The sequence below is a fragment of the Streptomyces sp. NPDC102514 genome, from assembly GCF_055584525.1.
Map to the genome: position 1 here is coordinate 1 of NZ_JBVJLW010000007.1, position 19,110 is coordinate 19,110.

At 72.5% G+C, this 19,110-nt stretch carries 18 protein-coding genes; 11 read left to right on the forward strand and 7 right to left on the reverse strand.

All coding sequences use genetic code 11. The features are described from left to right. Positions 1 to 93 precede the first annotated feature (93 nt). Positions 94 to 786, reverse strand: coding sequence for a GntR family transcriptional regulator (locus ACZ60E_RS18915; RefSeq protein WP_384812114.1), 693 nt, complete (start codon positions 784 to 786; stop codon positions 94 to 96). Positions 787 to 996: 210 nt separating this feature from the next. On the opposite strand from ACZ60E_RS18915, the gene ACZ60E_RS18920 reads away from it, so the two are divergent. Genes ACZ60E_RS18920 through ACZ60E_RS18940 form a run of 5 tightly spaced genes read left to right on the forward strand, consistent with a single transcriptional unit; the run spans position 997 to position 5,451 of the window. After that, the gene (locus tag ACZ60E_RS18920) at positions 997 to 2,316 is read left to right on the forward strand and encodes an MFS transporter (protein WP_469441821.1); all 1,320 of its coding nucleotides are present in this window, start codon (positions 997 to 999) and stop codon (positions 2,314 to 2,316) included. After that, positions 2,313 to 3,143, forward strand: a complete 831-nt coding sequence (locus tag ACZ60E_RS18925) for a putative hydro-lyase (RefSeq protein ID WP_453795043.1) — start codon at positions 2,313 to 2,315, stop codon at positions 3,141 to 3,143. Before ACZ60E_RS18920 ends, ACZ60E_RS18925 begins: the two co-directional genes overlap by 4 nt. Before the next feature lie 36 nt (positions 3,144 to 3,179). Next, positions 3,180 to 3,974 (forward strand): LamB/YcsF family protein, encoded by a 795-nt coding sequence (locus ACZ60E_RS18930; protein ID WP_469441824.1) that lies wholly within the window; start codon positions 3,180 to 3,182, stop codon positions 3,972 to 3,974. Then, complete coding sequence (locus ACZ60E_RS18935; protein WP_469441826.1) at positions 3,971 to 4,585, forward strand: 5-oxoprolinase subunit B family protein; 615 nt, start codon at positions 3,971 to 3,973, stop codon at positions 4,583 to 4,585. The genes ACZ60E_RS18930 and ACZ60E_RS18935 overlap by 4 nt, the downstream gene beginning before the upstream one ends. Further along, positions 4,585 to 5,451 (forward strand): 5-oxoprolinase subunit C family protein, encoded by an 867-nt coding sequence (locus ACZ60E_RS18940; RefSeq protein WP_469441827.1) that lies wholly within the window; start codon positions 4,585 to 4,587, stop codon positions 5,449 to 5,451. The genes ACZ60E_RS18935 and ACZ60E_RS18940 overlap by 1 nt, the downstream gene beginning before the upstream one ends. Positions 5,452 to 5,615: 164 nt before the next feature. Here the strand turns inward: ACZ60E_RS18940 and ACZ60E_RS18945 are convergent, their stop codons facing one another. The 5 genes from ACZ60E_RS18945 to ACZ60E_RS18965 form a co-directional block, all read right to left on the reverse strand. Beyond that, complete coding sequence (locus ACZ60E_RS18945; RefSeq protein ID WP_469441828.1) at positions 5,616 to 6,467, reverse strand: SGNH/GDSL hydrolase family protein; 852 nt, start codon at positions 6,465 to 6,467, stop codon at positions 5,616 to 5,618. Next, complete coding sequence (locus ACZ60E_RS18950) at positions 6,464 to 7,666, reverse strand: glycosyltransferase (protein ID WP_469441829.1); 1,203 nt, start codon at positions 7,664 to 7,666, stop codon at positions 6,464 to 6,466. Before ACZ60E_RS18950 ends, ACZ60E_RS18945 begins: the two co-directional genes overlap by 4 nt. Next, positions 7,663 to 8,826 carry a glycosyltransferase family 4 protein gene (locus ACZ60E_RS18955; protein ID WP_469441830.1) on the reverse strand — a complete coding sequence of 388 codons (1,164 nt, stop codon included), beginning with the start codon at positions 8,824 to 8,826 and terminating at the stop codon, positions 7,663 to 7,665. Before ACZ60E_RS18955 ends, ACZ60E_RS18950 begins: the two co-directional genes overlap by 4 nt. Before the next feature lie 317 nt (positions 8,827 to 9,143). Next, entirely contained in the window at positions 9,144 to 10,562 is a 1,419-nt protein-coding gene (locus ACZ60E_RS18960; RefSeq protein WP_385832638.1) for a HEAT repeat domain-containing protein, read from the reverse strand. Positions 10,563 to 10,862: 300 nt separating this feature from the next. Next, on the reverse strand, positions 10,863 to 11,255 hold the full coding sequence (locus tag ACZ60E_RS18965) for an ankyrin repeat domain-containing protein (protein ID WP_384812087.1): 393 nt from the start codon (positions 11,253 to 11,255) through the stop codon (positions 10,863 to 10,865). Between the two features lie 330 nt (positions 11,256 to 11,585). On the opposite strand from ACZ60E_RS18965, the gene ACZ60E_RS18970 reads away from it, so the two are divergent. Together ACZ60E_RS18970 and ACZ60E_RS18975 are read left to right on the forward strand one after the other, a co-directional pair. Continuing rightward, positions 11,586 to 11,780, forward strand: a complete 195-nt coding sequence (locus ACZ60E_RS18970; protein ID WP_041991757.1) for a hypothetical protein — start codon at positions 11,586 to 11,588, stop codon at positions 11,778 to 11,780. Between the two features lie 37 nt (positions 11,781 to 11,817). After that, entirely contained in the window at positions 11,818 to 13,401 is a 1,584-nt protein-coding gene (locus ACZ60E_RS18975) for a P-loop NTPase family protein (protein ID WP_469441833.1), read from the forward strand. Between the two features lie 351 nt (positions 13,402 to 13,752). On the opposite strand, the gene ACZ60E_RS18980 is transcribed toward ACZ60E_RS18975, so the two are convergent. Beyond that, positions 13,753 to 15,252 carry an SCO1417 family PLP biosynthesis transcription factor gene (locus ACZ60E_RS18980; RefSeq protein WP_385832641.1) on the reverse strand — a complete coding sequence of 500 codons (1,500 nt, stop codon included), beginning with the start codon at positions 15,250 to 15,252 and terminating at the stop codon, positions 13,753 to 13,755. A 30-nt stretch (positions 15,253 to 15,282) separates the two neighbouring features. On the opposite strand from ACZ60E_RS18980, the gene yczE reads away from it, so the two are divergent. The 4 genes from yczE (at position 15,283) to ACZ60E_RS19000 (ending at position 18,845) form a co-directional block, all read left to right on the forward strand. Beyond that, the gene (gene yczE, locus ACZ60E_RS18985; RefSeq protein ID WP_469441835.1) at positions 15,283 to 16,026 is read left to right on the forward strand and encodes a membrane protein YczE; all 744 of its coding nucleotides are present in this window, start codon (positions 15,283 to 15,285) and stop codon (positions 16,024 to 16,026) included. Continuing rightward, on the forward strand, positions 16,023 to 16,790 hold the full coding sequence (locus ACZ60E_RS18990) for a glycerophosphodiester phosphodiesterase (RefSeq protein ID WP_469441837.1): 768 nt from the start codon (positions 16,023 to 16,025) through the stop codon (positions 16,788 to 16,790). The genes yczE and ACZ60E_RS18990 overlap by 4 nt, the downstream gene beginning before the upstream one ends. A 63-nt stretch (positions 16,791 to 16,853) precedes the next feature. Further along, complete coding sequence (locus ACZ60E_RS18995) at positions 16,854 to 18,215, forward strand: MFS transporter (protein WP_469441839.1); 1,362 nt, start codon at positions 16,854 to 16,856, stop codon at positions 18,213 to 18,215. A 255-nt stretch (positions 18,216 to 18,470) separates the two neighbouring features. Next, the gene (locus ACZ60E_RS19000; RefSeq protein WP_003977404.1) at positions 18,471 to 18,845 is read left to right on the forward strand and encodes an RNA polymerase-binding protein RbpA; all 375 of its coding nucleotides are present in this window, start codon (positions 18,471 to 18,473) and stop codon (positions 18,843 to 18,845) included. Positions 18,846 to 19,110: the final 265 nt, after the last annotated feature.

Sequence of the window (19,110 nt, forward strand, 5' to 3'; positions counted from 1 at the left end):
ACGCTACGAACGCAAGCCCGAACACTTCCTGGCCTTCACCGCCATCGCCACCAGCCTGATCAACCACCGCCGCCTCACCAAGTGAAACGTCGTCTAAAGGGGCTCAGCCACTCTGCGGCCGTATACCTCCGTGACCCTTCTGCGGGAGTCGTCGAGGTACACCGCGAGCAGGTTCTCCGCCTCCTCGCGGTCGCCGTCCTGGAGGGCCTGGAGGATCTGGCCGTTGCGGGCCAGGTACGGCTCGTGGAGGCGCTTCGGGTCGTCCACCAGGTGGAAGGCGAGGCGGAGTTCGGCGAAGACGCTGCGCATCAGCTCGTCGGTGCGGGCGCTGGCGGCGAGGGCGACCAGTTCCTGGTGGAAGTGGATGTTGGCCGTGCCCACGCCCTTCCAGTCGCCCTCGTGGGCCGCCCGCCGCCCGTCCGCGACCGACCCGGCGAGGCCGTCCACCGCGTAGGGCGGCTTGCCGAGTCCGCGGACGACCGCGCATTCGACGAGGCTGCGGGTGCGGTAGATGTCCTCGACGTCCTCGACGGTCAGCACCCGTACGAAGACACCCCGGTTGAGCTGGTGGACCAGCAGCCGTTCGTGCGTGAGCAGCCGGAACGCCTCGCGCAGGGTGTTGCGGGAGACTCCGAGCGCGCCGCCGATGCTGTCCTCGGACAGGCGCTTGCCGGGCGGGAAGTACCCGTCGGCGATCCGGCTCCGCAGGATGTCCGAGACCCGCTCGGCGGTGCTGGTGCGGCCCAGCAGCGCGCGGTCGTCCGCCAGTCCGTTCAGTTCGGCCACGCCCGAATTCAACCGCAGATACAAGAACGAAACAACATGGGTATTGAAGGATCGTTCAACGATCCTCTACCTTGCTTATCAGGCGCCGGTTTTCCGGGCACCGCCCTCTCGTCCGGGCACCGCCCGTTCGTCCCGGCGCCGACGGCTTCCGCACGGCATGGCACGGCTCAGTCCCCAAGCACCCTCCCGTCCCTCATCTGCGAGGTGCCCATGAGCACGACCCCTCCACCGCAGGCCCTGCCCACCGAAACGCGCCCCGGAGCGGGTGAACCCACCACCGACGAGGGTGCGTTCGCCTGGCTGCGGGCCCTCGGGCCGCGGGGCCGCCGCGCCTTCGGCGGCGCGTTCGGCGGCTACGGCCTGGACTCCTACGACTACTTCACGCTGCCGCTGAGCATGGTGGCCCTGGCCGCGTACTTCGGTCTCAGCAGCGGCCAGACCGGGCTGTTCACGACCGTCACGCTCGTGGTGTCCGCGATCGGCGGCGCCGCGGCGGGTGTCATCGCGGACCGGATCGGGCGCGTCAAGGCACTGATGATCACCGTCATCACGTACGCGGTCTTCACCGTGGCCTGCGGTTTCGCGCCCAACTACGAGACCCTGCTGGTCTTCCGCGCTCTCCAGGGCCTCGGTTTCGGCGGGGAGTGGGCGGTCGGCGCGATCCTGGTCGCCGAGTACGCGAGCCCCAAGCACCGGGGCCGTACGCTCGGCGCGGTCCAGAGCGCCTGGGCCGTCGGCTGGGGACTCGCCGTGGTCGTCTACACGCTGGTCTTCCAGTTCCTCGACGACGACATCGCCTGGCGCGTGATGTTCTGGACCGGCGCCCTGCCGGCCCTGCTGGTCGTCTGGGTGCGCCGGCAGGTCAAGGACGCCCCGGAAGCGGCCGAGCGCCGCAAGGAGAGCCCCGAGAAGGGTTCCTTCGCCGCGATCTTCAAGCGGGGCACGGCCACCGCACCCGGACTCCTGAAGACGACGATCTTCGCCGTACTGCTCTCCACGGGCGTCCAGGGCGGCTACTACACGCTGGCCACCTGGGTACCGACGTACCTCAAGACGGACCGCGGACTGTCCGTCGTCGGCACCGGCGGCTATCTCACGTTCCTGATCTCTGGAGCCTTCATCGGCTACCTGACCGGCGGTTATCTCACCGACAAGCTGGGCCGCAAACGGAACATCCTGCTCTTCGCGATCCTCTCGGCGATCTGCATCCTGGCCTACGCGAACATCCCGAGCGGCGCCAACACCCTCGTCCTCGTGCTCGGCTTCCCGCTCGGGTTCTGCATGTCGGCGATCTTCAGCGGCTTCGGCTCGTTCCTCAGTGAGCTGTATCCGACGGCCGTACGCGGCACCGGACAGGGCTTCACGTACAACACGGGCCGTGCCGTGGGCGCGGTCTTCCCGACCCTGGTCGGCTTCCTGGCCGACAGTTGGGGTGTCGGGGGCGCGCTGGTCTTCGGCGCGATCGGATACGGTCTCGCGGCACTGGCCCTGATCGGTCTGCCCGAGACCCGTGGGAAGGAGCTCCTGTGACCCGGTCCCAGAGCACTCGGCACCGCCCGCTCAACCTTCTCGACGACCACGCGCACGCGTGGAGCCCGGCAGAGGCACGTTCCCGCTTCCGTGCGGGTGTGTCGGGCCCCACCGCGGGCTGCTCGGCGGGCCACACCCAGGCGAACCTGATCTCGGTGCCAGCCGACTGGGCGTACGACATGCTCCTGTTCTGCCAGCGCAACCCGAAGCCCTGCCCGGTGCTGGACGTCACCGACGCCGGTTCCTGGACGACCGTCCTGGCCGAGGGCGCCGATCTGCGCACCGATCTGCCGCGCTACCGGGTGTGGGAGCACGGCGAGCTGGTCGAGGAGCCCACGGACGTGGTGGCGCACTGGCGCGACGACCTCGTGTCGTTCCTCATCGGGTGCAGCTTCACCTTCGAGTGGGCGCTGACCGAGGCGGGTGTCCCGATGCGCCACATCGAGCAGGGACGCAACGTCTCCATGTACGTGACCGGCCGCCAGTGCCGTCCCGCGGGGCGGCTGCACGGGCCCATGGTGGTGTCCATGCGTCCGGTGCCGCCCGAGCATCTGCCCGTGGCGATCCGGGAGACCAGTCTGCTGCCCGCGGTGCACGGCAGCCCGGTGTACTGCGGCGATCCGGGCACCCTCGGCATCGAGGACCTGGGCCGCCCCGACTTCGGCGATCCGGTGGACTTCGAGCCGGACGACATCCCGGTGTTCTGGGCCTGCGGTGTGACGCCGCAGGCCGCGGTGATGGCCTCGCGCCCGCCGTTCGCGATCACCCACGCGCCGGGCCAGATGTTCCTCACCGACGCCCGCGACGAGCAGTACCGCGTCGCCTGAGTCACCAGAGCCGCCCGACCGGAGAACGGACACTCCATGACCTCCACCGGCACCCCCACCGGTACCCCCGTCGGTACCTCGATCGATCTCAACGCCGATCTCGGCGAGGGGTTCGGCCGCTGGCACCTCACCGACGACGAACAGCTGCTGTCCGTCGTCACCAGCGCCAACGTGGCCTGCGGCTTCCATGCCGGGGACCCCTCCACCATGCGGCGGGTGTGCGACCTCGCCGCCGGGCGCGGGGTACGGATCGGCGCCCAGGTCTCCTACCGGGACCTGGCGGGCTTCGGGCGGCGCGCGATGGACGTGCCGCCCGACGAACTGGCGGCCGAGGTGGCGTACCAGATCGGTGCCCTGGAGGTCTTCGCGCGCGCGGCGGGCGCGCGCGTGGCGTACGTGAAACCGCACGGCGCGCTCTACAACCGCATCGTGCACGACGAGGAACAGGCGAGGGCGGTCGTCGACGGGGTGCGGCTCGCCGACGTCACGCTGCCGGTGCTCGGGCTGCCCGGCTCCCGGTTCCTCGACGTGGCCGCGAAGGCCGGACTGGCGGTCGTCACCGAGGCGTTCGCGGACCGCGCGTACACCGACGAGGGCACGCTCGTGCCGCGTGGCCGGGAGGGCGCGGTCATCACCCGTCCGGACGACGTCGTGGAACGCTCGGTGGGCCTCGCCCGTTCTGGTGTCGTCACGTCCCATTCGGGCCGTGACATCCCCGTACGGGCCCGCTCCCTGTGCCTGCACGGCGACACGCCCGGCGCGGTGGACCTGGCCCGCCGGGTCCGGGCACGGCTGGAGGAGGCGGGCGTCCGCGTGGAGGCGTTCGCATGAGGGCACTGCCGGTCGGCGACCGCGCTCTGCTCGTCGAGGTGTCCACGGACGAGGAGGCACAGGCCCTGCACGCCGATCTGCTCCGCCGCCGCGCGGAGGGCTCGCTCTCCGTGCGCGAGATCGTCCCCGCGGCCCGCACGGTCCTCCTGGACGGCCTCGACGACCCGTCCCGGCTGGCCGCGCAGCTGTCCGGCACACGGCTCCCGGCCGTTCCCCCGCCCGTCGCGGAGGTCGTGGAGATCGCCGTGCGCTACCACGGCCCCGACCTGGCGGACGTCGCCGGACTCTGGGGCGTGTCCCCGGACGAGGTGGCGCGCATCCACGCGGCGGCCGACTTCCGGGTCGCCTTCTGCGGATTCGCTCCCGGCTTCGGCTATCTGACCGGGCTCCCGGCCCGCTACGAGGTGCCCCGGCGCGCGACACCCCGTACAACGGTCCCGGCGGGCTCGGTGGGCCTCGCGGGCCCGTACACGGGCGTGTACCCGCGCTCGTCGCCGGGCGGCTGGCAGCTGATCGGCACGACGGACGCCGTCCTGTGGGACCACGCGCGCGTGCCGGCCGCGCTGCTGTCGCCCGGTACGCCGGTCCGCTTCGTGCCGGTGCACTCCTGATGACGGACCGCGCGCTGGTCGTCGTACGGGCCGGGGCGCTGACCACGGTGCAGGACCGGGGGCGGCCGGGCCACGCGCACCTCGGCGTACCGCGCTCCGGCGCGCTGGACGCGCCCGCCGCCGCCCTGATGAACCGGCTCGTCGGCAATCCGCCCGAGGCGGCCCTCCTGGAGACGACCCTCAACGGCTGCGACCTGCGGCCTCGTTCGGCGGTCACGGTGGCCGTGGGAGGCGCCCCGTGCCCCGTCTCCGTGGACGGCCGCCCGGCCCCCTGGGGCGCCCCGGTGCACGTGCCCGCCGGAGCGCTGCTGTCGGTGGGAACGGCCGTCTCCGGAGTACGCGCCTATGTGGCCGTCTCGGGCGGGGTGACCGTCGAACAGGTACTGGGCAGCCGCTCGACCGACCTCCTCTCGGGCCTCGGCCCACCGCCCCTCACCGCCGGAACCGTCCTCCCCCTGGGGAATCCGTACGCCCTCCCCGCGCGCGTGGACGTCGTTCCGCAGCCGTCCCCGCCGGCCGAACTGGTCCTGCGGGTGACACCGGGCCCGCGTGACGACTGGTTCACGGCGGCGGCCTGGCGCACGTTCACCACGCACACCTACCGGGTGTCCTCGGCGAGCAACCGCATCGGTCTGCGCACGGAAGGGCCCGCCCTGGAGAGGGCGATCGGCGGCGAACTCCCCAGCGAGGGCATGGTCCTGGGCGCCGTCCAGGTCCCCCCGGACGGACACCCGGTCGTCTTCCTGGCCGACCACCCGACCACCGGCGGCTACCCGGTCATCGCGGTGGTCCACCCCGAAGACCTCCCCACCACAGCCCAGTCCACCCCGGGCACCCCGGTACGTTTCATCCCCAGCCACACCTAGGACCGCGAGCCCCCAGGGGCACGGGGAACGGCGCAGTCTTTTGCCTTTGAGGGGCGCGGGGAACTGCGCAATCTTTTGCTTTTCAGGGGCGCGGGGAACTGCGCGGCCAGCCACAACGAACCCGCACCCCACAACGCGCCCCGGACGAAGCCACCCTCAGAACCTCACGCCGCATCCGCGGAATCCACCGCAACCCCCGCCAACGCGGAAGCCACCGCCCGAGAAGCCGCAAGATCAAGCCGCACGCCAGTGCCCCGCACCCGATGCCGCACCTCGGAAGCGGCCAGCCCGAGAAGCTGCGGCAGCAGATCGGTGCACCGCCGAGCCACCCACCCGGTCCCGGACGTCGCCAGCCACCGAAGACTGGCCGCCCGAGAGGGCCCGGGAAACTCGGCCACAGCACTCGGCACGGGCCCCGAGGCGACCCCCGCCTCCACCAGCAACGCGTGGAAGTGCAGCGCGAGCTGCCGATGCCCCCGCTCCCCCGGATGCAACCGGTCCGCACTCCACATGCCCCGCTCCGCGACCCAGTCGCCCTCGGCGGCATGCAGATGAACGGCCCCGTACCGCTCGGACAGCGCGTGCACGACCGCGTTCACGGCCCGCTGACGCCGTGCCAGCGGCCGCGCGAGCGCCCCGGGAAGCCCCAGCATCGTCCCGGGGTCTGGAAGGCAGGCGGTGAGGAGGACGGCGCCCTGTCCGGTGAGGGCCGCGTACACCTCGTCGAGCCGCTCGGCCACGGCGTGGATGTCGAAGGTGCAGCGCAGGGTGTCGTTCACACCGATGACGACCGACGCGAGGTCGGGCCGCTCGGCGAGCGCCACGGGCAGCTGGCGCTCCAGGACGTCACGCGTCTGCGCGCCGCTGGCCGCGAGATTGCGGAACTCCACCGTCGCCTCGGACGGGGCCAGTCCCGCGGCGAGCAGCGCGGCCCAGCCGCGCCACCCGTCGCCCACGGGGTCGCCCACCCCTTCCGTCAGGGAGTCGCCCAGCGCCACGAACCGCAGGGGTCTCATACGACGCCCTCCCTGGGCCGTGGCAGGGCACGCAGAGCGGTCGTGGGGAGCGGTTCCCGCGGCGCCCCCACCTGGACGGCCGCGTCGTGCGCGGCGAGGAACGCCTCCACGGCGGCCGGCCACCCGAAACAGGCGGCACGCGCGCGTGCCGCCTCCCGGCGTTCGTCCTCGGGCCGGTCCAGGAGCATCCTGATCGCGGCGCCGAAGGCCGTCCCGGTGTCCGCGGCGGTGGCTCCGGCGGAGCCGATGACCTCGGGGAGGGCGGAGGTGGCGCTGGCGACGACGGGCGTCCCGCAGGCCATGGCCTCCAGGGCGGCGAGCCCGAAGGTCTCGGCGGGCCCGGGAGCCAGGCACACGTCGGCGGAGGCCTGCAGACCGCTGAGGAGCGCACGGTCGGCGACGTGCCCGAGGAAGGTGACGGGCAGCCGCCGTTCACGCGCCCGCTGTTCGAGCCGGGCCCGCAGCGGCCCGTCGCCGGCCACGACGAGCACGGCGCGCCGTCCGCCCCGCAGCAGCGCCTCCAGGGCGTCCAGTGCCGTACCGGGCCGCTTCTCGACGGACAGCCTGGAGCACATCACCAGCAGTGTCTGGTCCACGCGCGCGTACCGGGCCCGGATCGCCGGGTCCCGCAGCGCGGGGTGGCGCCCCTCCAGGTCGACGCCCAGCGGGGCGCGTACGACGTTGCGGGCGCCGATGCGGACGAACTCGCGCTCCGCGAACTCCGTGGTGCACACGATCCGCGCGTAGTGGTGCGCGGTACGGAGGTTGATGGCGTCGGAGGTGCGCCGGGCCAGGCCGGGCGACATGCCCCAGGTGCGCAGCACGCCGTCGGCGGTCTCGTGGGAGACCATCACCGCGGGCACCCGGGCGCGCCGCGCCCAGACGCCGGTCCAGCGCAGCGTCGTACGGTCGGAGACCTCGAGGCGGTCGGGGGCCAGCGTCTCCAGGAGCGCCGCCACGCGCCGCCTGTCGGTGAGGACGCGGTAGCCGCCGGTGCCGGGCAGCAGCGGGCCCGGCAGGGTGATGACGCGGCCCTGTTCGGTCTCGTGGTCCGAGGCGCGTTCGCCGGGCACGATCAGGACGGGCCGGTGTCCGGCCGCCAGGTAACCGGCGCCCAGTTCGCGCAGCGCGGTCCGCAGGCCTCCGGAGGAGGGGGCGACGAAGTTGGCGAGCCGCACGATGCTCAGGGACTCGTTCATGCCGCCACCACCGCCCGTCCGGCGAGGACGTCCGTGTAGTGCTCGATGAGCGCGTCCCCGACGGCGGCCCAGGTGCGGCCTTCGACGGTACGCCGTGCCTCGGCGCCGTAGGCGGCGCGCAGGGCGGGGTCGGCGGCGAGCGACCAGACGGCGTCGCGTACGGCGGCCTCGTCGCGCGGCGGGACGAGCAGCCCGGTGCGCCCGTGCGCCACGAGGTCCAGCGGACCGCCCGCGGCGGGGGCGACGACCGGTACGCCGCTGGCCATCGCCTCCTGGACGGTCTGGCAGAAGGTCTCGAACGGGCCGGTGTGCACGAAGACGTCCAGGGAGGCGAAGATCCGGGCGAGTTCGTCGCCGGTGCGGCGGCCGAGGAAGACGGCCCCCGGCAGTGCCTGGTCGAGGCTCGGCCGGCTCGGGCCGTCACCGACGACGACCACGCGTACGCCCGGCAGACCGCAGGCTCCGGCGAGGAGTTCGATCTGCTTCTCGGGGGCGAGCCGGCCCACGTATCCGACGATCAGCTCGCCGTTCGGGGCGAGTTCGCGGCGGAGGGCGTCGTCCCGGTGCTGCGGCCGGAAGCGGACGGTGTCGACGCCCCGCGGCCACAGCCGCACCCGGGGCACACCGTGCGCCTCCAGGTCGTGGAGTGCGGCGGTGGACGGGGCGAGCGTGCGGTCGGCGGCGGCGTGGACGGAGCGGATACGGCGCCAGGCGGTGGCCTCGCCCGTGCTGATGTACGTACGGGCGTAGCCGGCGAGGTCGGTCTGGTAGACGGCCACGGCGGGGATGCCGAGCCGGCCGGCGGCGGCCATGCCGCGGACGCCGAGGACGAAGGGGCTGGCCAGGTGCACGATGTCGGCGCGGTGTGCGGTGATCGCGGCGGCGACGCGTCGGCTGGGGAGGGCGACGCGGACCTGGGGGTAGCCGGGGAGCGGCAGGGACGGGATGCGGACGACGGGGCACGGTGCGAGGGACTCGGACGCGGTCCCGAAGGAGGCGCCCGACCGCTCGGAGGGGGTCGAGAGCTTGGGGGAGGTTGCCGGAGCGACGACAACGGGGGTGTGACCGCGCTCGACGAGATGCCGGGCGGTCTGGAGCGCGCAGTGGGCCACGCCGTTCACATCGGGGGGAAAGGACTCGGTGACGATGACGACACGCATACGGGTGTTGTCGTCGTGCTGGACGTGGCCGCGTCAACGTGGATCTTTCCGGATGAGGAACGTCCCATGAGCGTTGGGCTCCGCGGGCCCTCTCATCACGAAGCGGTCACGCTCCGGCGTCCGGGCCCGTACCAACGGGATACGGGCCGACGACGGAACGCTCACACGCCGGTCGCGCACACCGGCGCGCACGGCGCTCACCGCACCTCGCCACGATCACCGCGCGCGGTCCCACTCCGCGCGCCCGGGGGTCACCGCGCGGTCCCACTCCGCGCACTCCCCGGCTGCTTCCACGCGGTCCGTCCCGCGGGCCGGTGTCACACGGCGGACGCGTCCGGTCCGATGCGGCTGCGGACCGCGGTCTGTACGTCGGCCTCCTCGGCCGGGTCGGCGGCGAGCCGGCGGAGCTGGTCGACCACGCGGGCGTCCCCGGTCTCGGCGTGCCGTGCGGCCACCTCGCGGGTGGTCTCCTCGCAGTCCCACAGGCATTCGACGGCGAATCCCGCGGCGAAGGAGGGGTCGGTGGCGGCCAGGGCGCGGGCCGCCCGGCCGCGCAGATGGGAGGAGGCGGTCTCGCGGTAGACGTGCCGCAGGACGGGCGCCGCTCCCGCGATGCCGAGCCGTCCGGCGCCGTCGACGAGGGTCCACAGGGTCTGCGCGTCGGGCCCCTCGCCCCGTACGGCCTCGCGCAGGGCGCCCAGGACCAGTTCGCTGTCCTGTGCGCCGCCCCGGCAGGCGAGGACGCGTCCGGCGGCCTCTCCCAGGGCGTCGGGCCGGTGGGCCCAGCCGCGGGCCCGCTGCACGGCGGCGACGCTCCGCATCCGTTCGAAGGCGTCCACGGCGGCTTCCACCACGAGGGGTGAACCGGCGGCCTGGGCGGCCTCCACCAGATCCAGTACGTCGGGATCGTGGCTGTCGGCGAGATAGCGCAGGGCGGTGCAGCGTGCGCCGTCGTCCCCGGTGCGGGCGGCCTCGACGATCTCGGGGCGGTCCTCGGGTCCTGCGACGGCCGTGAGGCAGCGCGCGGCGGGCACATGGAGCGCGGCTCCGCGCTCGATGCCCTGCTGGGCCCATTCGAAGACGGCCCGCACGCTCCATCCGGGGCGGGGCCCGGACGGTCGCATCTGTTGCTGCCAGCGGTCGAAGGAACCGCTTTCCCGGGCGGCACGCACGCGCGTGCCGATGGATTCACGCGGATCGTCGGCCCACAGCCGCCAGGGCCGCGGCTCGAAGGAGTCCCGCACGACGGCGGCCAGCTCGGCCTCGCCCTCGGGATCGGTGGGGAAGCGGGCGAGGACGGGGGCCGCGAGCGCGCGCAGCCCGGCGTCGTCGTCGCGCAGCGCCAGCTCGTCGAGGGCCCAGGCCCAGTTGGCGCCGTGGGCGGCGTACCGCCGCAGCAGCTCCAGGGCGTCCCGCCTGCCGTACGAGGCGAGGTGGCCGAGGACGGCGAGCGCGAGGCCCGTACGGGACTCGTCGGTGTCGAGTACGTCCGCCGCGTCGAAGAGGTGGGCCTCGATCGCGTCGAGGCCGCCACCCAGGTCGAGGTGGAGACGGGCGTAGTAGAGCGAGCGGTTCTCCACCTGCCAGTCGTGGCGGGGGTCGCTCAGCACACAGTGGTCGAGTGCCGCGAGCGCTTCGGCCCGCGGTGCGGTGAGCGCGTGCAGCGTGCCGTCGCCGCGGCCCCTCTGGAGCAGGCCGAGCAGCGTTCCGCTGGGCGCTATGACCGGATCGAACATGGGAAACAGCCTCACATCAAGCGTCGACGCAACCGGGGTCCTGCTCTACCTGGCCGCGTGACAACACGTCGGGGCGCCCGCCGTTTCCTGCTTGCTGTAGACCATCTTCCTCTGCCTCTCGTCGGTGGCCCGTGCGGGCCGCATCACGGTCCGCGCGGTGCGGCAACATCTGCCCAGCCATCGCGTCCGTGAATCACGACGTCATGATGACCCAGCGGTTCTCGCTGCCGCGACCGCATTTCCGGCGGCCCCGTTCCGCCTCCCCCAAAAAAGCTGTTTCGCCTGGTCAAGGCGGATGGTTCAGTGTGCTCCGAACAGGTCGAGCAGTTCGGCCTTGGCGAACATCCGGGCCGTGTCGACGGCGGACGGCGTCCCCGCCGAGGGGTCCGCGCCCGCGGTCAGGAGGACGCGGATGACGGCGTCCTCGCCCTTGAAGACGGCTCCGGCGAGCGGGGTCTGGCCCCGGTCGTTGATGCGGTCCGCCTCCGCGCCGCGCTCCATGAGGGCGCTCACGGCGTCGGCGTGGCCGTGATAGGCGGCGAGCATCAGGAGCGAGTCGCCGCGGTCGTTCGTGAGGTTGGCCGGAACACCCGCGTCGACATACGCCACGAGCGCCTCGGTCCGCCCCTGCCGGGCCAGATCGAAGATCTTGGTCGCCAGCTCCACGACCTCGGGGTCGGGCGCTTCACTCATCGACGGGACCGCCTCTCACTGGGGGACTCGCACCGCGGGAACGGTGCGACGAAGAACGGGACTGCGGGGGCGTGCGGCCGTAGCGGTGCGACCGTACGGGTGAATCGCCAGAGTACTGGCTTCGCGGGCACATGACCTGGCCCACCCGAGGCAAAGATCACCACGAAACCGACAAATCATCGAGAGGGCCACCTAGGGACCCCACCGAGCGGGCCCATCGGGGTGAAATAAGCAGAATTTCACCCAGTTGCACCTTTTATCGTATGGATACATCCTGTGAGCCTGGAAGTACTCATGGTGACTGTCCCCATCGATCCAGGAGAAACAATCATGATCCTGTCCATGTCAGGCGTGGTCCTGCTCGGCATCATCGTCTTCCTCTTCTTCCGCAAGGACGGCCTCAAGGCCTCGCACGCGATGGTCAGCGCCCTCTTCGGGTTCTACCTCGCGGGCACGGCCATCGCGCCGAGCATCACGGCGGGCGGCGCGAGCCTGGCCGGTCTGCTCGGCGGGATCAAGTTCTGACCTCCACCCCGTTCGCACGCACCTCCAGGAGACAGCAGTGGCCCGCCGCCCCCTCCCCCGCATTCTGAGTACCGGCAGCGCGCAGATCGCCCGCAGCAGGGACCTGGCCCGGACGGCCGCCGACAGCGCCACCGACGTCCTCCACCCGCTGATCACCATCAGCCGTGGACTGCGTCGGCTGGCGGCCGCCGGCCGGCGCAAATGGGCGGAGACCCCCAAGGACCGGCGCGGTCCACTGCTGTTCCTGGTGGCCTCGGTCGTCCTGATCGTGGCCCTCATCCCGTACGGGCCGCTGCTCGCCGTCATCAGCCTGATGGCGGCGGCCGCCTGGCAGGGCAGGGACCGCACCCCGGCCGTGCCCACCGGCCCCGACGACTCACAGAGCAAGCGTCTGGAGTCCCTCTACGAGGCGCTCGTTCCGTACTTCTCCGTCCCCGAGGACCCCGCCCCGCTCTACGCCCACGGCGGCGAGTGGGGCAAGGCCTTCGACGCGTACGAGTTCGACGACACCGGCCGGGTCTCGCAGCTCTCCGTGCGCTACCCCGCCTACTTCCGGGACGGGGAGGCCGACTCCCGGGCCCGTATCGAGCAACTGCTGCACGCCAAGTCGGGCCGCGGCCGGGAGTACCGCTTCGCGTGGGATGAGGAGAGCAACCAGCTCTCGGTCGCCGTCCTGCCTCCGCTGCCCACCGACATCGCCGCCCAGCGGTTCGTCACGGCACCGGGCGAGACCGTCCTCGGCTTCACCGACCCGGCCGGCGTCCAGCGCACCCTCCCCCTCGACTTCGGCCAGGAGCAGCGGGACGTCCCCCCGGTGGTCTGGCGCACCGGCGTGCGCTCCACCGAACCGCACCTGCTCGCGGTCGGCGGGCCCGGCAGCGGCACGACCACGCTCCTGCGCTCGATCGCGCTGCAGGCCCTGCGGCACGGTGACGTACTGATCGTCGAGGGCGGCGGTACGGGCGAGTACGCGTGCCTGACGGGACGCGACGGCGTTCTGGGCATCGAATGCGGCCTGTCGGGCGCGCTGGCGGCCCTCGAATGGGCGGCGCACGAGACGGAGCGGCGTCTCATCACGGCGAACCGGTCCCGGCAGGCGGGGCTGACCCCTCCGGAGGACACACGGCGTCCACTGTGGCTCCTCCTGGACCGGCCGACCGCGCTCGGCCATCTCGCGGCGGCCGACAGCCGCAGTGATCCGCAGACGCTGCTCCAGGTGCCGTTGCGTCACGGCCGCGCCGCCGGGGTCACGGTGGTGGTGGCCGAGCAGTTCGACACGGTGGAGTCGCTCGGCGAGGCGGTACTGGGGCACACACGCGCGCGTGTCGTGCTCGGGCCGGCCTCGACGGGGCAGCTCGAAGCGGTGCTGGGGGTGCCGCCGCACACGACTCCCGCGCCCGAGGTGCCTGCCGGGCGGGGGTACGCCCGGCTGGGCTCGGGCCCCGTCCATCGCCTCCAAGTGCCTGCCACGCCGGACCCGTACGACGAGGCGACGAGCGAGACGCATCGCCGGGCGGTCCTGGCGCTGCTCCCGGCGGACGCGCCGCCCGCGCCTGCGCCTGCGGCGGACGCGGCATGCGCCACGGCACCGGGCCCGGTGGGAGTGATCGCGGAGGCGTGACCACCGGCTGACCGCCGGACATCACGCTACGGTCCGTCGTGGCGGGCCGCGCAGTTCCCCGCGCCCCTAAAGACAACAGACTGCGCAGTTCCCCGCGCCCCCAAAAGCAAAAGGACTGCGCCGTTCCCCGCGCCCCTAAAAACCAAAAGCTGCGCAGTTCCCCGCGCCCCTGATGGGGCGCAGCCCCTTCTGAGGGGCGCGGGGAACGGCGCGGCCAACCACGACGCACCCGCACGCAAAGGCCAGCCGCAACCCCCACCCACCCAGGGGCGCGGGGAACTGCGCGGGCCACCCCCACCGGACCCGCACCCGACGATCCGCCCGGGAGCACCCCGTCTCAACACGCAGGCGTCACGCCACGAAGGTGCGGGGCGCCTCCACTCCCCCGTTCACCCCCGTCGCAACCATCCGCGCCGCCGCCCCCAACCGCGCAGCCGCCTCATCGGCCACCGCGCCGCCGACGGTGAACGGAAGCCGCACGTACCCCTCGAAGGCCCCGTCCACGCCGAACCGCGGCCCGGACGGCACCCGGACACCCACCCGTTCGCCCACCTCCGCGAGCCGCGACCCGGACAGACCCCCCGTGCGCACCCACAGCGTGAGCCCGCCGCGCGGCACGTCGAACTCCCAGTCCGGGAGTTCCCGGCGCAGCGCCCCCACCAGCGCGTCCCGGTTCTCCCGGGCCTGGTCGCGCCGCACGTCCACGGCCTGTTCCCAGCCGCCGGTGCTGAGCAGCCAGTTCACGGCCAGCTGCTCAAGTACAGGCGTGCCGAGGTCCGCGTACGCGCGCGCCGCGACGAGACTGCGGATCACGTCGGGCGCGGCCCGGACCCAGCCGATCCGCATACCGGCCCAGAAGGCCTTGCTGGCCGAGCCGACCGTGACGACCGTCGACCCGGCCGGGTCGAACCCGCAGACGGGACGCGGCAGTTCGAGCCCTTCGTCCAGATGCAGCTCGCTCATGGTCTCGTCCACGACCAGCACGGTCCCGGCCGACCGCGCGGCGTCGACGAGCTGGCGGCGCTGGTCCTCGTCGGCGAGCGCGCCGGTCGGGTTGTGGAAGTCGGCGACGACATAGGCGAGCCGGGGCGCCGCGTCGCGCAGCACCTGCCGCCAGCGGTCCATGTCCCAGCCGGCGAGCCCCTCGGCCATGGCGACGGGCACCAGCCGGGCCCCGGCCTCACGCATCAACTGAAGGATGTTGGCGTACGAGGGCGACTCGACGGCGATGCGCTCCCCGCGGCCGGCGAAGAGGTGGCAGATGGCGTCGATGGCCCCCATGGCCCCGGTGGTCACCATGATCTGCTCGGGCATGGTCGGAATGCCGCGCCGGGTGTACCGGTCGGCGAGGGTCTGGCGCAGCGCGGGCAGCCCCGCCGGATAGTCGCCGTGCGTGTGGGCGTACGGCGGCAGCTCCTCCAGGGCGCCCTGGACGGCGCGGGTGAGCCAGGGTTCGGGGGCGGGCAGGGCCGCGCAGCCCAGGTCGATCATGGAGCCGAGGGTCTCGGGCGGCAGGGGTTCGAGGCCGCGTGCGGGCAGGGGGTTCCCTGCCGGTACGGCGGTCCAGCTGCCCGCGCCCCTGCGGGACTCCAGGAAGCCTTCGGCGCGCAGTGCCTCGTAGGCCGCCGCCACGGTGGTGCGGCTGACGGACAGGGAGAGGGCCAGTTCGCGCTCGGCGGGCAGTCGCGCGGCCACGGGGACCCGGCCTTCGAGGACGAGCAGCCGGATACCGTCGGCGAGGGCACGGTAGGCGGGCGGGCGGCGCGTACCGGGGCCCGCGGGGCGTTCCTGCTGGGAGTTGAGCAGCCGGGCAAGCTGGGCGGCTCCCACCGCCGAAGTCCACTGCGCCATGATTTCCAGTCCACCTTCCCCGAATTGGCCATGGAAGAGGTTTCTCCTCAAGCCACAGAGTGTCATGGGTCAGTCCACCGGCACCACAGCACCGTCTCCAGGGAGCCCATCGTGTCCAGCCCGCCGCCCAGGCGCCTCACCCGCCGACTTCTCCAGCTGTACGTGGGGCTGGCCCTGTACGGAGTGAGTTCCGCCCTCCTCGTGGAGGCGGGCCTGGGCCTTGAGCCCTGGGGTGTGCTGCATCAGGGCCTCGCCGAGCTGACCGGGCTGACGATCGGTGTCGTGTCGATCATCGTGGGGGCCGTCGTCCTTCTCCTGTGGATACCGCTGCGCCAGCGCCCGGGCCTCGGCACGGTCTCCAACGTCTTCGTGGTCGGCATCGCGATGGACGGCACGCTCGCCCTGCTGCCGGACGTGCACGCCCTCGGGGTCCGTGTCCCGCTGATGGCGGCGGGCATCCTGCTGAACGGTGTGGCGACCGGCCTCTACATAGCGGCCCGTTTCGGTCCGGGCCCGCGCGACGGCCTGATGACGGGCTTCCACCGGCGCACCGGCCGCTCGATCCGCCTGGTGCGCACGACCCTCGAAGTGGCCGTGGTCGCGACGGGCTTCGTCCTCGGCGGCACGGTCGGGGTGGGCACGGTCCTGTACGCGCTCGCCATCGGCCCGCTGGCCCAGCTGTTCCTGCGGGTGTTCGCCGTCCCTGCGGCATCACCGGACGGCAGCACGGTCGTTGCCGGAGGGCCATCGGAGCGAGCGATACTGCGCGGGTGATCTCGCGCATACGCCACCCCTACCTCGACCATCCCGGGCCCATGGCCTTCGCCCACCGGGGCGGGGCCGCCGACGGCCTGGAGAACACCGTCGCCCAGTTCCGCCGGGCGGTCGGGGCCGGCTACCGGTACATCGAGACCGACGTGCACGCCACGGCGGACGGGAAACTCGTCGCCTTCCACGACGCGACGCTGGACCGGGTGACCGACGGCGCGGGCCGGATAGCGGACCTCCCCTGGAACGACGTACGGCACGCGCGCGTGGCGGGCGCCGAACCGGTCCCCCTCTTCGACGAGCTCCTGGAGACCTTCCCCGACGTCCGCTGGAACGTCGACGTGAAGGCGGAGCCCGCGCTGCTCCCCCTCCTCGATCTGATCCGCGCCACCGGCTCCTGGGACCGCGTCTGCGTCGGCTCGTTCTCCGAGGCGCGGGTCGCCAGGGCCCAGCGCGTGGCCGGCCCGCGGCTGGCCACCTCGTACGGCGTCCGGGGAGTCCTCGGGCTGCGCCTGAAGTCGTGGGGTCTGCCCGCCGCGCTGCGGCGCTCGGCGGTCTGCGCGCAGGTTCCCGAGGCCCAGTCGGGCATCCCGGTGGTGGACCGCCGTTTCGTGTCCGCCGCCCACGCGCGCGGGCTGCAGGTCCACGTGTGGACGGTCAACGAGCCCGAGCGGATGCACCGGCTTCTGGACCTGGGAGTCGATGGCATCATGACCGATCACATCGAGACGCTGCGCGGGGTCCTGCAGGACCGCGGCACCTGGGCCTGAGCGGTCCCGGCACACCACGCGGTACGCCCTGCACAGGCACGACACGGGGAAGCGAGGGCACGGGTGGGCACCGACACCGTGCGGGAACGGGCGGCCGACGAGGCCGCCGAACGGCGGCGCGAGCAACGCGGCTGGTACTTCTACGACTGGGCCTGCTCCGTCTACTCGACGAGCGTGCTCACCGTGTTCCTCGGCCCCTATCTGACCTCGGTCGCCAAGGCCGCCGCGGACGCGGACGGGTTCGTGCACCCGCTGGGGATACCCCTGCGCGCGGGCTCGTTCTTCGCCTACTCCGTGTCGGCGTCCGTGATCCTGTCGATCTTCGTGATGCCCCTGGCGGGCGCGGCGGCGGACCGCAGCGGCCGCAAGAAGCCGCTCCTCGCGTTCTCGGCGTATCTGGGCGCCGCGGCCACGGCGGGCATGTTCTTCCTGGACGGCGACCGCTATCTGCTGGGCGGCCTCCTGCTCATCGTGGCCAATGCCTCGCTGGCCGTGTCGATGGTGCTCTACAACTCCTACCTGCCGCAGATCGCCCCGCCCGAGGAGCGCGACGCCGTCTCGTCGAGGGGCTGGGCGTTCGGCTACGCGGCGGGCTCGCTGGTCCTGGTGGCGAACCTGGTGCTCTACAGCGCCCACGACAGCTTCGGCGTCTCGGAGGCGATGGCGGTCCGCATCTGCCTGGCCTCGGCGGGCATCTGGTGGGGCGCCTTCACGCTCATCCCGCTCAAGCGGCTGCGCGACCGCCGTACGGCGGACTCCCCCGCGGGATCGCCGGGCACGCCAGGACGCGGCTGGCGCCAGCTGGCGGCGACCGTGCGCGACATGCGCCGCCAGCCGCTCACGCTCGCCTTCCTCCTGGCGTACCTCGTCTACAACGACGGCATCCAGACAGTCATCTCACAGGCCTCCGTGTACGGGTCCGAGGAGCTGGGTCTCGACCAGTCGACGCTGATCGTCGCCGTGCTGCTGGTCCAGCTGCTCGCGGTGGCCGGGGCGCTCGGGATGGGCCGACTGGCCCGCACGTACGGCGCCAAACGGATCATTCTCGGGTCGCTGGTCGCCTGGACCCTCACGCTGGCCGCCGGATATTTCCTGCCCGCGGGAGCGCCCGGCTGGTTCTTCGTCCTCGCGGCGGGCATCGGGCTGGTCCTCGGCGGCAGCCAGGCCCTCTCCCGGTCCCTGTTCTCGCATCTGGTGCCGCCGGGCAAGGAGGCCGAGTACTTCTCGGCGTACGAGATGAGCGATCGCGGCATGAGCTGGCTGGGGCCGCTCCTGTTCGGCGTGACCTACCAGCTGACGGGCAGCTACCGGGACGCGATCATCTCGCTCGTGGCCTTCTTCGTCCTGGGATTCGTGCTGCTCGCGAGGGTTCCGGTGCGCCGGGCGGTGCGCGACGCGGGCAACCCCGTTCCGGCGAGGATTTAGCGCTCAGCGCCAAAGGGCGGTAGTGTACGCGTTTGGCCTGCCAGGCGTACCGTTACTGCGCGTCAAAGATGCCGCAACACCGGGTGACATCTGCTGTCAGATGTGACAAACCGGGCGCAGGTGGGTACAACAACGGGCGGCTACGACGGCGACGCATGTCCCGGAGCGGGAATCTTTACCGCCGACCGGACGTTGACCGGATGACGACGACAGCGACACCTGTCCTGTGGGCGACAAGCCCGGGAGGCACGATTCATGAGTGAGCGAGCTCTTCGCGGCACGCGCCTCGTGGTGACTAGCTACGAGACGGACCGCGGCATCGACCTGGCCCCGCGCCAGGCCGTGGAGTACGCATGCGAGAAGGGCCATCGATTCGAGATGCCCTTCTCGGTGGAGGCGGAGATCCCGCCGGAGTGGGAGTGCAAGGTCTGCGGGGCCCAGGCACTCCTGGTGGACGGCGACGGCCCTGAAGAGAAGAAGGCCAAGCCCGCGCGTACGCATTGGGACATGCTGATGGAACGGCGTACGCGAGAGGAGCTCGAAGAGGTCCTCGAAGAGCGCCTGGCCGTGCTTCGATCCGGAGCCATGAACATTGCGGTCCACCCTCGGGACAGCCGCAAGTCCGCGTAGCCCTTCAGGGGGCTGAGCGGCATACAACGCACGCACGCGACCGCGGGCGCCGTGTCTTCGGACACGGTTCCTGCGGTTCTGTGCGTTTGCGTGGGGTTCGGGGGTTCTGGATGGGTGCGGGCCCGCTGTGGCTGGCGTTGCGCAGTTCCCCGCGCCCCTAAAGGCAAAGGACTGCGCCGTTCCCCGCGCCCCTGGGTATCTCGGCCTCTCCGGCGCCCCCATGGCCCACCCAGCCCCTCCGGCGTTTGAGGAGCGGGGGTTCGGG